This is a genomic window from Aeromonas sp. s11 (assembly GCF_040907945.1).
GTDB lineage: Bacteria > Pseudomonadota > Gammaproteobacteria > Enterobacterales > Aeromonadaceae > Aeromonas > Aeromonas veronii.
The window spans coordinates 1-12,953 of the sequence record NZ_JBFOCU010000022.1; the positions used below are offsets into that span (position 1 = coordinate 1).

Below are 12,953 nucleotides of genomic sequence, written 5' to 3' on the forward strand. Positions count from 1 at the left end.
TAAAGAGCGACGCAACAGTGTGTTGCTGCGGGAGTGGAATTCTACTCAACCGCCTTCTCGAGTCAAGCCTTATTTTCAAAGGCTTTTCGAGGTTACCGACTTGGCTTTCTGCGTTGCCGCTTGCCCTGTCGATGGAGGCGCATTATAGGGAACAGATTCTTTCTGGCAACCCCTTATCTGCAATAAAATTGCAAAAAACAGCACTTTTTTAGTTATTCATATCCAACCACAGCTTTTATACAAACTTATCCACAGAAACACCCTTCTGGTTGCTAGAATGGCCGAAAACAAGGAGGCCAAGATGGACTTGCGACTGAGACCCTACAAAGGAAAACGCCCGCAACTGGGCAAACGGGTGTATGTAGACCCCTGCGCAACACTGGTGGGCGATATCGAACTGGCCGATGATGCCAGCATCTGGCCCATGGTGGCGGCGCGGGGGGATGTTAACCATATCCGCATCGGCGCCCGCAGCAATATTCAGGACGGCACTGTGCTGCACCTGACTCGCAAGAGCGCCAGCAACCCGACCGGCTATCCGCTGCTGATCGGTGAAGATGTCACTGTGGGTCACAAGGCGATGCTTCACGGCTGCACCATCGGCAACCGGGTGCTGGTCGGCATGGGTGCCATTCTGCTTGATGGCGTCGTGGTTGAAGATGATGTGATGATCGGCGCAGGTTCGCTGGTGCCACCGGGCAAGCGACTCGAGTCGGGCTTTCTATATATAGGGAATCCCGTCAAACAGGCTCGCCCGCTCAAGCCCGCCGAGATCGCCTTCCTCAAGACCTCGGCCGACAACTATGTCCTGCTCAAGGATGAGTATCTGCAAGAGACCTGATAGGTCTGGCAGAAACAGGAAGCCCGGCATTATGCCGGGCTTCGCTTCTTATATAGCTATATAACCGTGCAAAACGGCTGACCGGAAATCAGTGAGCCTGATCCCAGTTGTCGCCGGTGCCCGCCTCCACCACCAGCGGCACATCCAGCTCGGCAGCGGCCGACATCTTCTCCTTGATGATGGCGGTGTACTCCTCCAGCTTCTCTTCGCGGATCTCGAACACCAGTTCATCGTGTACCTGCATCAGCATGCGGATCGACTCATCCTCGATACCGCGGATCCAGCTATCCACGTTGATCATGGCGCGCTTGATGATATCGGCGGCCGTGCCCTGCATAGGCGCGTTGATGGCGGCCCGCTCGGCTGCCTTGCGCAGACCGGCGTTGCGGGACTTGATATCCGGCAGATAAAGGCGACGACCAAACAGGGTCTCGACATATCCCTGGGCTTCCGCCTGCTGACGGGTACGCTCCATATACTCCAGCACGCCCGGGTAGCGCTCGAAGTAGAGATCCATGTACTTCTGCGCTTCGGCACGACCGATCCCCAACTGCTTGGCCAGACCGAAGGCGCTCATGCCGTAGATAAGGCCGAAGTTGATCGCCTTGGCGCTGCGGCGCATGTCGGTGGTGACCGCATCGAGCGCCACGCCGAACACCTCGGCGGCAGTCGCCTTGTGGATGTCCTTGCCCTCGGCAAAGGCGGTCAGCAGCCCCTTGTCACCGGAAAGGTGCGCCATGATGCGCAGCTCGATCTGGGAGTAGTCCGCCGCCACCAGCTTGTAACCGGCACTCGGGATGAAGGCCTGCCGAATGCGGCGCCCCTGCTCGTTGCGCACCGGGATGTTCTGCAGGTTGGGATCAGATGATGACAAACGGCCCGTAGCCGCCACCGCCTGATGATAGGAGGTGTGTACCCGCCCGGTCCGGGGCTTGATCATCAGCGGCAACTTGTCGGTGTAGGTGGACTTGAGCTTGGCCAGGCCGCGATGCTCCATCAGCAGTTGCGGCAGCTCGTAGGTCTCCGCCAGCTCGGCCAGCACCTCTTCCGCAGTGGACGGTGCCCCCTTCGGCGTCTTTTTGATGATCGGCAGGCCCAGCTTGGTGAAGAGGATCTCCCCCAGCTGCTTGGGCGAGGAGAGGTTGAACTCCTGTCCGGCCAGCTCATGGGCCTGCTTCTCCAGCTCCGCCAACCGCAGCTCGATCTCCTGGCTCTGCTGGTGCAGCAGCTTGGGATCGATGGTGGTGCCGAGCAACTCCATCCGCGCCAGTACCGGCAGCAGGGGCAGTTCGATCTCGCTGAATACCTTGGCGAGACCCGGCACGGCCTCCAGCTGACCCCACAGGGTCTGGTGCAGACGCAGGGTGATATCGGCATCTTCCGCCGCATAGGGGGCCGCCTGCTCCAGCTCGATCTGGTTGAAGGTGAGCTGTTTCACCCCTTTGCCCGCAATATCTTCAAAGGAGGTGGTCTCGACCCCGAGGTAACGCTTGGCCAGCGAATCCATATCGTGACGACTGGAGGTGGAGTTGAGCACGTAGGACTCGAGCATGGTGTCGTAGGCAATACCCTGCAGGTCGATGTCGTGGTTGAGCAGCACGTTGCGATCGTACTTGAGATTCTGCCCCACCTTGAGGCGGGTCGGATCTTCCAGCAGCGGTTTGAGCTTGCCGAGCACCACAGCCTCGCTCAGCTGTACCGGTGCCCCGAGATAGTCGTGGCCAAACGGCACATAAGCAGCCTTGCCCGGCTCAACCGCGAAGGAGACGCCGACGATCCGCGCCTCCATATAGTCGAGACTGGTGGTTTCGGTATCGAAGGCAAACAACGGTGCCGCTTTCAGCTGTTCCAGCCAACCGTCAAACTCGGCTTCGTCCAGAATGCAGCGGTAGTCGGTTTCGATGGCGGCAACCGGAGCGGCGCTCTCATCGCCAGCCTCGTCTTGTCCGGCGCTCTCGCTCCCCTCTTCACCACCGGATTCCAGCTCCTTGATCAGGTTGCGCAGCTCGTATTCGCGATAGACCGCCAGCAGGGACTCCTTGTCGACCGGCTTGAGCAACAGCTCTTCCAGACTCTGTTCCAGCTCGACATCGGTCTTGATGGTCGCCAGTCGATAGGAGAGGCGAACCTGCTCCTCCTGCTCGCGGAACTTGTCGGCGAACGCCTTGGAGCCACGGAAGCCGAGGGCGGCGACCTTGTCAAGGTTGGCGGCAATCTCGTCGATGCTGCCAATCCCCTGCAGCAGAGCCAGTGCGGTCTTCTCGCCGACACCGGTCATGCCGGGAATGTTGTCGACCTTGTCACCCATCAGGGCCAGGTAGTCGATGATGAGCTCGGGCGGCACGCCGAACTTCTCGATCACCCCTTCCCGATCGGTCTTCACATCTTTCATGGTGTCGATCAGGGTGACATGGTCGGAGACCAGCTGTGCCATATCCTTGTCACCGGTGCTGATCAGGACCGGCAGCTGCTTCTCGGTCGCCTGGCGGGCCAGGGTGCCGATCACGTCGTCGGCCTCCACCCCCTCCACCATCAGGAAGGGGAAACCCATCGCCTTGATCATCTGGTGGATCGGGGCAACCTGGCTGCGCAGATCGTCCGGCATGCTGGCGCGGGTCGCCTTGTACTCGGGATAGATGTCGTCGCGGAAGGTCTTGCCCTTGGCATCAAACACCACGGCCACATGACAGTCAGGATATTGCTTGCGCAGGCTGCGCATCATGTTGGCCATGACACGGACGGCGCCGCTCGGCAAACCGGTCGATGTGCGCAGATCAGCCTGCTGGGAGGCGAAGAAGGCGCGGTAAAGATACGAGGAGCCGTCGACCAGAATAAGGGGGTTGCTAGGGGCCATGAAATCGTCCTGCCAGAGATAAACAGCCGCTAGGATGCCACAGGGCCCCCCTCACACCAAGGGGCGCAGCAACGGCACACAGCGCCTGATTAAGGGACTCAATCTGTGGATAACTCTGTGTTCAAAAATAGGACGCATCAGAGTGCACAGTGATAAAACTGTGCATAAGAATATAAAAACTCATTAAAAACAATGTATTGAGATCGTAAAAACCGATCGCGAGACAGTTAGAATGATCTCGATCAATGTGGAAAAAGATTTAAGGGAGTAGGTACGGCAGGATCCAAAACGAAACAATCCTAGCACAGCAAGATGACTTGACCAGCGGAGGGCGAGCGATAACCATACAAAAGTACAACAATCCATCCTGGCTCACATTTTCAACAACGAGGAGTTTGCCATGAAAAAAGTGGCCGTGATTTTGAGTGGCTGCGGTGTCTTTGACGGAGCCGAAATCCATGAGGCCGTCATCAGCCTGCTGGCGTTGGCCCGTCAGGGAGCCGCCGTCCAGTGCTTCGCCCCGAACGTGGCGCAGCTCCATGTCATCAACCACCTGACCGGTGAAGTGAGCGAGGGGGAGAGCCGTAATGTGCTGGTCGAAGCGGCCCGCATCTGTCGTGGCCAGATAAAGGATGTGGCCGAGCTGGATGCGGCCGATTACGACGCGCTGCTGGTGCCCGGCGGCTTTGGCGCGGCCAAAAACCTGTGCGACTTCGCTATCAAAGGAGCCGAATGCCAGATCCAGCCCGATGTGCTGAAAGCGTGCCAGAGCTTTGCCAAAGCCAACAAACCGGCCGCCTATATCTGCATCGCGCCCGCCATGATCCCGCTGATCTATGGCGCCGGGACGCTGGCGACCATCGGCCATGACGAAGGCACCGCCAACGCCATCGAGGCGATGGGTGGCAGCCATCTCAACTGCCCGGTCAACGAATTCGTGGTGGATCAGGAGCGCAAGGTGATCTCCACCCCCGCCTACATGCTGGCCAACAACATAGTCGAAGCGGCAGACGGCATCGAGAAGACGGTCAAGCAACTGCTGGCGCTATAATCCTCACCCAGCCAAAAACAGACGGGCCGCTCATAGAGCGGCCCGTTTTCAATTCTGCCTGAAGGCGATGAATTAGATGGTTTCGCCCATCTGATCCATCTTGCCCAACAGGGCACGCAGACGTTCCTGCCATGCAGTGTGCTCGTTGCGCAGCTGATGGTTCTCGTCTTGCAGCTTGCTGTTCTGCTCTTTCAGCTCGTCCAGCTCCATCTTCAGCAGGGAGATGTTGTCGACGGCGGATTGTACTTTGGATTCGAGTTGCTCAAGGACTTCTAGTGACATATGCATACCTGTTTGTTCAATTGCGATGCCCCACAGAGGGCGATTCAAGCGCGTGAAGCCAGCATACCCCGAGCGCATCGGCACAAACAAGCCAGTGCGCTGTAAAATGCGCCTTCCATAGATGTATTGTCTAAATATGCGTCTATTTTTCTCGCATCCTGCGCCCGAGCCGCGACAACACACTGAACCGTGCGTAAAAGGCCTCGCCACCCGCGCATCATTTGCCCCCTCCTGACGGCGCCGCCGTTATCCATGCAAGGCGATATAAGCCCCCAGCAACAGACAGGCGACGACATACATCAGCAGGCCGTAGAGCAGGTTCCAGCGCAGGATCAGCCCGGCACTGAGGTTGTAGCGGGAGGCCAGCGCCAGATTGGAGCCGGAGAGCGGGCTGGTGCCGGTGGCAAGCCCCCACCCCAACAGGAAACACATGCCGAGCAGGCTGGGATCCGGCGCCAGCGGCCAGAGCAGCGGCGCCAGCCCGGAGATACTGATGAGCGGATGCACCCCGACGATGGCTACCAGCAGGATCAGCAGCAGAGTGAGGGATGCTTCGAGCCAGCAAAAGTGATTGAACAGCGGCAGGCCGTGACCGGCACCGAGATCGATGACCGACAACGCACTGTTGATGCCTGCCGCCAGCAAACCGGCCCCCAGAAACAACACCAGCTGACCGCCGATGGCGGGAAAGCGCTCCACCACCTGCCGCTTGAGGGCCGCCTTGCGCCCGGCCCTCGGCATAAAAAGCAGCGCCAGCAGCGGGGCCACCAGTGCGATCACCGCCAGAATGCCGAGCTGGGGCCAGATCTGCTTGATGAGCAGTACCAGCAGCGCCAGCGTGACCGGCAACCCCAGGGTCTGCAACCGCAGCGGATAACCGGCAAAGTCGGCTACCCCGATCCGCTCCACCTGCCAGGCGGTCAGCCCCATCGCCAACAAGGCGGCAAGGATCCCGAACGGCAAAATATGGGAGAGCTGCAAACCCGGCGCATAGGTGAGCGCCACCGCCATGGCGACAAAGAAGGGTGACCAGAAGGCGGCGGCACAGAAGATCCGGCTCAGTACCATCACCTGACGCCGCTCCAGGGTGCCATTGCGCTCCAGCCGATCGCCGATGATAAACAGCACCGAGAGGTTGATGACAGCCCCCAGCAGATTGAGGCTGGCCATGGTGCTCCACAGCCCCTTTCGCCCGGTCCATGAGCTTGTGCCGGTCAAGAGACCCGAGGTGGCGAGATTGAGGGTGCTCACCGCGGCAAACATGGTGAGCATATTGATGTTGGGCAGCAGCCAGTCACCGGCGGTGAGGGTCGCTCCCTGCCACCAGGAGAAGAAGAGCAGCAACAGCGCCGCGCCATACAGGGCCAGCGCCTGCCGCTTGGCGGCCCCCACCAGCCAGGGCCAGGTGAGCAGTGATGCCCCCCAGGCCGCAATGGCCGCTGGCCAGGGGGAGAGCCCCAGATAGAGATGCAGCAGGTTGAGCAACCACATCCCCAAAATCAGATAACCCGACCAGCGTTTGGCCATCGACTACTCCGGCCGGGAGATCAGAGACACTGATCCATATCCAGTGAAGGCTTGTCGCACTCCGGACGGCCGACGATCTTGGCAGGTACGCCAGCGACCGTGGTATGAGGCGGCACCGGGTTGATCACCACGCTGCCCGCGCCAATTTTGGCGCCCACGCCCACTTCGATATTGCCGAGCACCTTGGCGCCCGCCCCTATCATCACCCCTTCGCGGATCTTGGGATGGCGATCGCCACTCTCCTTGCCGGTACCGCCGAGGGTCACGCTCTGCAGGATGGAGACATCATCCTCAATCACCGCCGTCTCGCCCACCACTATGCCGGTGGCGTGGTCGAACATGATCCCTTTGCCGATGCGGGCGGCCGGGTGCACATCCACCCCGAACACCACCGAGATCTGGTTTTGCAGATAGAGGGCCAGCGAGCGGCGCCCCTGACGCCACAGCCAGTTGGCGACCCGATACCCCTGCAGGGCATGGAACCCCTTGAGATAGAGCAGCGGGGTGGAAAAGAGATCGACCGCCGGATCCCGCTCCTGCACGGCGCAGATGTCGGCCGCCACTACCGTCAGCAGCTCGGGCTCGCTGCGCAGGGCCAGCTCGATCACCTCGCGCAGGGCGATGGCGGGCATGGTGGCGCTGTCGAGTTTGTTGGCCAGCTGGAAGCTGAGGGCCGAACGCAGGTTCTTGTGATTGAGAATGGTGGAGTGGAAGAAGCTGGCCAGCATCGGCTCCTGGGCCGCCATGCACTCCGCTTCTTGCTGAATTTTGTGCCAGGTTTTGGCAACCAGTTCATCCATGTTGCAGCCTACTGTTGTTCTGGGTGAGGGCTCTGTTGTTCTTTTGTCAGCACCGAGATGGGGTCCATGTGGATGATGACATCCATCCGCTCGAATGCCTGGCGGACCGCCAGTTCGGCTTCATCGGCGATCTGATGGGCCTTGACCAGGGGGATCTGATCATCCAGTTCAAGATGCAACTGTACGAATCGGGTCGGCCCGGATTGACGGGTGCGCAGGTCATGTACGCCGTGTACACCTTCTACGGCACAGCAGAGCGCCATTATTCTCGCTTGTTCTTCCGCTGGCAACTGACGATCGAGCAGCGCCTGCACCGCCTCGTAGCCGATGTGTCCCGCCCCCCACAGCAGGAACAGCCCGATCAGGATGGCAAACAGGCCGTCGGCCCAGTACCACCCCTGCCCCGCCAGCACCAGCGCCAGCAAGACACCGGCATTGAGCAGCAGATCGGAACGGTAGTGCAGCATGTCGGCCTTGATGGCCACACTGTTGGTCTTGCGAATAACGAAACTCTGGAAGCTGACCAGCAGCAGGGTCAGCACGATGGATCCGCCGCTGACCCAGAGACCCGCTTCCAGCCGCAGGATAGGCGCCTGATTGAGCAGGGATGAAATTCCGTGCATCACCAGCAGCAGGGCGGAGCCGGAGATAAAGGCTGACTGGATGAGGCCCGCCAGCGACTCCGCCTTGCCGTGACCGAAGCGGTGTTCGTCATCGGCGGGGGCCAGCGCATAGCGAATGGCCAGCAGGTTGATGATGGAGGCACTCACATCCATGAAGGAGTCGGTGAGCGATGCCAGCAGGGTCGACGAGTCGGTCATCAGCCAGGCGATCAGTTTGCCGATGATCAGCAGGGTAGCGGTGGTGACCGCCGCTATGCTGGCAAAGGTCACCCAACGGGAATATTGTTGATGGCTCAAAACCGGCTTTCCTCTGGCGATGAAAAACTTATTATACCCTGACCCCGGCGTCAGTTTGGCGCGAAAATCTGCGGAATAACACCAGATGAACAGAATACTCCTGGTCGACGACGATCTTGAATTGACCCAACTGCTCACCGAAATTCTGACCCTGGAGGGATTTCAGGTCACGGTCGCCGAGGATGGTGAAGAGGGGCTGCAACGGCTGGCGGAGCAGAGCTTCGATCTGGTGTTGCTGGATGTGATGATGCCCAAGCTCAACGGCTTTGCCATGCTGACCAAGCTGCGCAAGACCCACGATACCCCGGTGCTGATGCTGACCGCCCGCGGTGACAGCCAGGATCGGGTCAACGGTCTGGAAGCGGGCGCCGACGACTATCTGGCCAAGCCGTTCGATGACAGGGAGCTGCTGGCCCGGGTACGCGCCATCCTGCGCCGTACCCAGAGCGCCCCGCCCCAGCGCGGCAGTTCCTCCGACGAAGTACACTTCATGGATATCGTGCTGCAACCCGGCCTGCAGCAGGCCCGCTGCGGCGAACAACTGCTGGAGCTGACCGCCACCGAGTTTGGCCTGCTGGAGTGCCTGCTGCGCAATCCCGGCCAGATCGTCAGCAAGAGCCACCTCTCCGAGCAGGTGCTGGGCAAGAAGCTGGAACCCTTCGATCGGGCCATCGACATGCACCTGAGCAACCTGCGCAAGAAGCTGCCGGACCGCACCGATGGCCAGCCCCGCTTCAAAACCGTACGGGGGCGCGGTTACCTGTGGCTAGAGCAAGAATAGAGCGCATCAACTCCCTCAACGGGATCTCGACCCACATCTTCCTCTGGTTCTGGTTCATGCTGCTGGTGATGCTGGCCGCCGTGATCAGCCTGCCGACCCTGGATCCCCGCAACCAGATCCCGCTGCCGACCCATGAAGTGGCGCGGATGCAGAACAACGTTCAGGCCCTGCTCAACGCCGCCGAGCCGGATCAGGATTTCGATCTGGCCAAGGCGATGGACAAGATCGCCATGCTGCCGGTGGACAACGTCTACCTGCGCGACGAGAAGGGGCAGATCCAGTCCACCACCCATCCGCGCAAGTTCGTGGTGCGCTTTATGGTGGATGCCGATGACCCGGCCAATCCCATGCTGGGCAACGAGGATCGCAAGGCGATCGCCGGCCCCTTCCTGATGGAGCACCACGGCCATCGCTATCACGTCTATTTCGGCCTCAATGCCGAGAATCCCTACCTGTTCCTGTTCATTCAGGTGCTGGATCACCCGATCCGCATTCTGGGCATCTCGATGCTGGTCAGCACCCCGCTCTGCCTGCTGCTCGCCTGGCGGCTGACCCGGCCCATCCTGCAGTTGCAGAAATCGGTCTCCCAACTGGCGGCCGGCAATCTGGAGGTACAGATACCCAACCTGGGACGGGGCGACGAGATCGGCCAGCTGGCGGACAACGTCAGCCGCATGGTAGAGACGCTCAAGAGCATGATCCAGAAGCAGAAACAGCTGCTTTCCGATATCTCCCACGAGCTGCGCAGCCCCCTCACCCGGATGCAACTGGCGCAGGCGCTGATCCGCCGCAAGCAGGGTGACAGCGCCGAACTGGCGCGGATCGAATCGGAGATCGGACGGCTGGACAAGCTGATCGGCGATCTGCTGGATCTGTCGCGGGTGCAGCAACATGTTGAGGCCCCCATCGTGCAGCCGCTGGCCGACCTGCTGGAGCCCATCCTAGAAGATGCCATGTTCGAGGCAAACCAGAGCGGCAAACAGCTCAGACTGCCGCCGCTTCCTGCCGAGTCGATCCAGATGTGGCCCGAGCTGCTGGCCCGGGCGGTGGAGAACCCCCTGCGCAACGCCCTCAAATATGCCCGCGAGTTCATCAAGGTGGACTGGTATCGGGAGGGACTGGAGTGGGTGATGACCATTCGGGATGACGGCCCCGGCGTCCCCGACGAGCAGCAGGCGCTGCTGTTCCAGCCCTTCTTCCGGGTCGATGATGCCCGCAACGCCAAGACTGGCGGCACCGGGCTGGGGCTGGCCATCGCCTCGGAAGCGATCCAGCGCCACGGCGGCACCATTGCGGCCAGCAACAATCATCCCACCGGGCTGACCATCACCATCCGCTTGCCCATCGCCTGATCCTTTTCATCCGGACGGGCGCTGGGTATGCTGGCGCCCCTTCTTGGCTTTACATCTCTTTGCAGGAGCTCGTCATGCTCGATATCGTCCTCTACCAGCCGGAAATTCCGCCCAACACCGGCAATATCATCCGGCTCTGCGCCAATACCGGTTACCGGCTCCACCTGATCGAGCCGCTGGGATTTGAGTGGGATGACAAGCGGGTAAAGCGGGCGGGACTCGACTATCACGAGTTTGCCGAGGTGAAGCGCTGGCCGAGCTATGAGGCCTTTCTGGCCGCCGTGGCGCCCAAGCGGGTGTTTGCCTGCACCACCAAGGGGCGCACCGCGCACTCGGCAGCACAATATGCCCTTGGCGACGCCCTGCTGTTTGGCCCGGAGAGTCGCGGCCTGCCCATCGAGATCATCGAGAGTCTGCCGTTCGAGCAGCGGCTGCGCATTCCGATGGTGCCCCAGAGCCGCAGCATGAACCTCTCCAACGCGGTGTCTGTCTTTGTCTACGAGAGCTGGCGCCAGCTCGGCTACGACGGCGCCATGTAAGCGCCACCGATGATCAGTGGCGGGCATCGAGCAGATGCCCGCTGCGCTCCAGCCGCCAGCAAGTGACCCCCAGCGACAGGCCGCGCCCCACCATCAGCGCCGCCATCGCCGCCCATAACGCGGCCACGCCCCACGACTGACAGAGCCACCAGATCGGGAAGAAGCCGCCAAACGCGGCCAACAACATGCAGTTGCGCATCTCCCGCGCCCGGGTCGCCCCGATAAATACGCCATCCAGCAGGAAACACCAGACCGCCAGCAAGGGCATGGCAATCAGCCAGGGAAGCTGACGATGTGCCTCCGCCACCACGGCCGGAATGTCGGTGATATAGCCGATAAGGTGGGCACCAAAGAGGGCAAACACCAGGGTAAAACCACTGGCGATGAGGGCGGCCCAGCCCAGATTGAGCACGATGGCCTCCCGCAGTTTATGCCGATCCCGCTGACCGATGGCTCGTCCTACCATGGCCTCCACCGCATAGGCAAAACCATCGAGTCCGTAGGAGATGAGCATCAGGAAGTTGAGCAGCACCGCATTGGCGGCCACCGCCACATCCCCCAGCCGTGCCCCTTGCAGAGTCATGAAGGCGAAGCAGAGCTGCAAACAGAGGGAGCGCAGGAAGATATCGCGGTTGAGGCCGAGCAACCGCACCATGGGCGCAAGTTGCCGCCAGCGCTGCCAGCCATCCTGCCACACCGTCGGTGCCAGTTGCCGCAGTTGACGGCGTACTAGCCAGATGCCGAGTGCCAGCGCGCAGTAGTCCGCCATGACCGAGGCCGCCGCCACACCCCGCACCTGCCAGCCTAGCCCCAGCACAAACAGGGCATCGAGCGCCATATTGACCAGATTGGTGAGGATCAGCATCACCATGGGGCTGCGGGCATCCTGCATCCCCAACAGCCAGCCCATGATCACCAGATTGCAGAGCGCCGCCGGGGCGCTCCAGATCCGCACCGCCACATATTGGCCCGCATAGAGCTGCACCTCGGGCGAGCCGCCACTCAGGGCGATCAGTCGTGGCAACAGGGGGAAGAGCAACAACAGCAGCGCCAGACCGAGAGCAATGGCCAGCCCCAGCGCCCGCAGCAGGGTATCGAGCTGGGTACGACCATCGGCGGCGCCGTGCGCCTGCGCCGTCAGCCCGGTGGTCGACATCCGCAAAAAGCCGAGCAGCCAGAAGATGAGGTTGATCAGGGTCGCACCGACCGAGACGCCCCCCAGAAACCAGGCCTGACCGAGATGACCGATCACCCAGGTGTCCACCAGCCCCAGCAAGGGGGTGGTGATATTGGAAAAAACCATGGGCAGAGCGAGCGCAAAGACGGCGCGGTGGCGAGAGGGATCTCGCCACCAGGGGGCAACAGCTGGGGTCACGCTCAGTGGCCTGTCAGCTTCAGGATGCGGGCGAAGTCAGAGAGCATGGTGGCCATCTGCACCCGTGGTACCTGACCCGGTGCCACCTGCGGGCGGAATACCGCCTGCAGCTTGCCCTTGGGATTGATGAGCACGATGGAGGCGGAGTGATCGATCAGGTAATCCTTCTCCCCCTGATTGGCGATGGAGTAGATCAGCCCCAGATTGCGCACGAACGGGAACAGCTTGTCGTGGGGGGCGGTGGCCGCCTTGAATTCGGGATTAAAGAAGGCGGTATAGGTCTTGAGACGGGGAATGTCGTCACGCTGGGGATCCGCCGAGATAAACACCACCTGACTGTCGGGCGCCATCTTCTTCAGCTGGTCATAGACGGAGCGCATATCTGCCAGGGTGGTGGGGCAGATATCGGGGCAGAAGGTGTAACCGACAAACAGGAAAGTCCAGTGCCCTTTCAGGCTGGCAGGGGTGAACGGCTGGTTGTCCGCATCGGTAAAGGCGAAATCATTGATGTCCCGCCCCGCCGGATAATAATCGGCCTGTTCCGGCTGCTCTGGCTGCGTGGCGTAGAACACCAGGATCAGGCAGGCTGTCAGCAGCAGAAAGAGCAGGGGATAGCGGAGCTTCATCATAA

General features: G+C 60.9%; 13 protein-coding genes. 6 read left to right on the top strand and 7 right to left on the bottom strand.

Annotated elements, in window-relative coordinates:
- Both AB5Y84_RS04695 and AB5Y84_RS04700 read left to right on the top strand, forming a co-directional pair.
- The coding region (locus AB5Y84_RS04695; protein ID WP_323925488.1) for a hypothetical protein at positions 1–212 on the top strand (212 nt) is incomplete at its 5' end.
- Positions 213–301: 89 nt separating this feature from the next.
- The gene (locus tag AB5Y84_RS04700; protein WP_108541386.1) at positions 302–841 is read left to right on the top strand and encodes a gamma carbonic anhydrase family protein; all 540 of its coding nucleotides are present in this window, start codon (positions 302–304) and stop codon (positions 839–841) included.
- An 88-nt stretch (positions 842–929) separates the two neighbouring features.
- Here AB5Y84_RS04700 and polA read toward each other — a convergent pair whose 3' ends face one another.
- Complete coding sequence (gene polA / locus AB5Y84_RS04705) at positions 930–3,695, bottom strand: DNA polymerase I (RefSeq protein WP_368176472.1); 2,766 nt, start codon at positions 3,693–3,695, stop codon at positions 930–932.
- A gap of 400 nt (positions 3,696–4,095) precedes the next feature.
- Here polA and elbB point away from each other — a divergent pair, with 400 nt between their 5' ends.
- Positions 4,096–4,746 carry an isoprenoid biosynthesis glyoxalase ElbB gene (gene elbB, locus AB5Y84_RS04710; protein WP_005339556.1) on the top strand — a complete coding sequence of 217 codons (651 nt, stop codon included), beginning with the start codon at positions 4,096–4,098 and terminating at the stop codon, positions 4,744–4,746.
- 72 nt (positions 4,747–4,818) lie between these two features.
- On the opposite strand, the gene AB5Y84_RS04715 is transcribed toward elbB, so the two are convergent.
- The 4 genes from AB5Y84_RS04715 to AB5Y84_RS04730 all read right to left on the bottom strand — a co-directional run bounded on the left by AB5Y84_RS04715 (position 4,819) and on the right by AB5Y84_RS04730 (position 8,275).
- Complete coding sequence (locus AB5Y84_RS04715; RefSeq protein ID WP_005339554.1) at positions 4,819–5,028, bottom strand: cell division protein ZapB; 210 nt, start codon at positions 5,026–5,028, stop codon at positions 4,819–4,821.
- Between the two features lie 246 nt (positions 5,029–5,274).
- Positions 5,275–6,555, bottom strand: coding sequence for a hypothetical protein (locus AB5Y84_RS04720; RefSeq protein WP_368176473.1), 1,281 nt, complete (start codon positions 6,553–6,555; stop codon positions 5,275–5,277).
- 20 nt (positions 6,556–6,575) lie between these two features.
- Positions 6,576–7,355, bottom strand: coding sequence for a serine O-acetyltransferase (cysE, locus tag AB5Y84_RS04725; protein WP_005339552.1), 780 nt, complete (start codon positions 7,353–7,355; stop codon positions 6,576–6,578).
- An 8-nt stretch (positions 7,356–7,363) separates the two neighbouring features.
- Positions 7,364–8,275, bottom strand: coding sequence for a cation diffusion facilitator family transporter (locus tag AB5Y84_RS04730; RefSeq protein WP_058057054.1), 912 nt, complete (start codon positions 8,273–8,275; stop codon positions 7,364–7,366).
- Positions 8,276–8,360: 85 nt separating this feature from the next.
- Between AB5Y84_RS04730 and AB5Y84_RS04735 the strand changes: the two genes are divergently transcribed.
- The 3 genes from AB5Y84_RS04735 to trmL all read left to right on the top strand — a co-directional run bounded on the left by AB5Y84_RS04735 (position 8,361) and on the right by trmL (position 10,947).
- Positions 8,361–9,056, top strand: a complete 696-nt coding sequence (locus tag AB5Y84_RS04735) for a response regulator (protein ID WP_040069396.1) — start codon at positions 8,361–8,363, stop codon at positions 9,054–9,056.
- The gene (locus tag AB5Y84_RS04740) at positions 9,038–10,408 is read left to right on the top strand and encodes an ATP-binding protein (RefSeq protein ID WP_005357421.1); all 1,371 of its coding nucleotides are present in this window, start codon (positions 9,038–9,040) and stop codon (positions 10,406–10,408) included. Before AB5Y84_RS04735 ends, AB5Y84_RS04740 begins: the two co-directional genes overlap by 19 nt.
- Positions 10,409–10,482: 74 nt before the next feature.
- The gene (gene trmL / locus AB5Y84_RS04745) at positions 10,483–10,947 is read left to right on the top strand and encodes a tRNA (uridine(34)/cytosine(34)/5-carboxymethylaminomethyluridine(34)-2'-O)-methyltransferase TrmL (protein WP_005339545.1); all 465 of its coding nucleotides are present in this window, start codon (positions 10,483–10,485) and stop codon (positions 10,945–10,947) included.
- A 13-nt stretch (positions 10,948–10,960) separates the two neighbouring features.
- Here trmL and dinF read toward each other — a convergent pair whose 3' ends face one another.
- Positions 10,961–12,322, bottom strand: coding sequence for an MATE family efflux transporter DinF (gene dinF, locus AB5Y84_RS04750; protein WP_368176474.1), 1,362 nt, complete (start codon positions 12,320–12,322; stop codon positions 10,961–10,963).
- Between the two features lie 2 nt (positions 12,323–12,324).
- Entirely contained in the window at positions 12,325–12,951 is a 627-nt protein-coding gene (locus AB5Y84_RS04755; protein WP_255912702.1) for an SCO family protein, read from the bottom strand.
- Between the last annotated feature and the right edge of the window lie 2 nt (positions 12,952–12,953).

Excerpts from the sequence above, each read along its gene's own strand:
- AB5Y84_RS04715 (WP_005339554.1), bottom strand. The coding sequence starts at position 5,028 with ATGTCACTAGAAGTCCTTGAGCAACTCGAATCCAAAGTACAATCCGCC.
- AB5Y84_RS04720 (WP_368176473.1), bottom strand. The coding sequence starts at position 6,555 with ATGGCCAAACGCTGGTCGGGTTATCTGATTTTGGGGATGTGGTTGCTC.
- polA (WP_368176472.1), bottom strand. The coding sequence starts at position 3,695 with ATGGCCCCTAGCAACCCCCTTATTCTGGTCGACGGCTCCTCGTATCTT.
- trmL (WP_005339545.1), top strand. The coding sequence starts at position 10,483 with ATGCTCGATATCGTCCTCTACCAGCCGGAAATTCCGCCCAACACCGGC.
- AB5Y84_RS04735 (WP_040069396.1), top strand. The coding sequence starts at position 8,361 with ATGAACAGAATACTCCTGGTCGACGACGATCTTGAATTGACCCAACTG.
- AB5Y84_RS04700 (WP_108541386.1), top strand. The coding sequence starts at position 302 with ATGGACTTGCGACTGAGACCCTACAAAGGAAAACGCCCGCAACTGGGC.
- AB5Y84_RS04755 (WP_255912702.1), bottom strand. The coding sequence starts at position 12,951 with ATGATGAAGCTCCGCTATCCCCTGCTCTTTCTGCTGCTGACAGCCTGC.
- cysE (WP_005339552.1), bottom strand. The coding sequence starts at position 7,355 with ATGGATGAACTGGTTGCCAAAACCTGGCACAAAATTCAGCAAGAAGCG.
- elbB (WP_005339556.1), top strand. The coding sequence starts at position 4,096 with ATGAAAAAAGTGGCCGTGATTTTGAGTGGCTGCGGTGTCTTTGACGGA.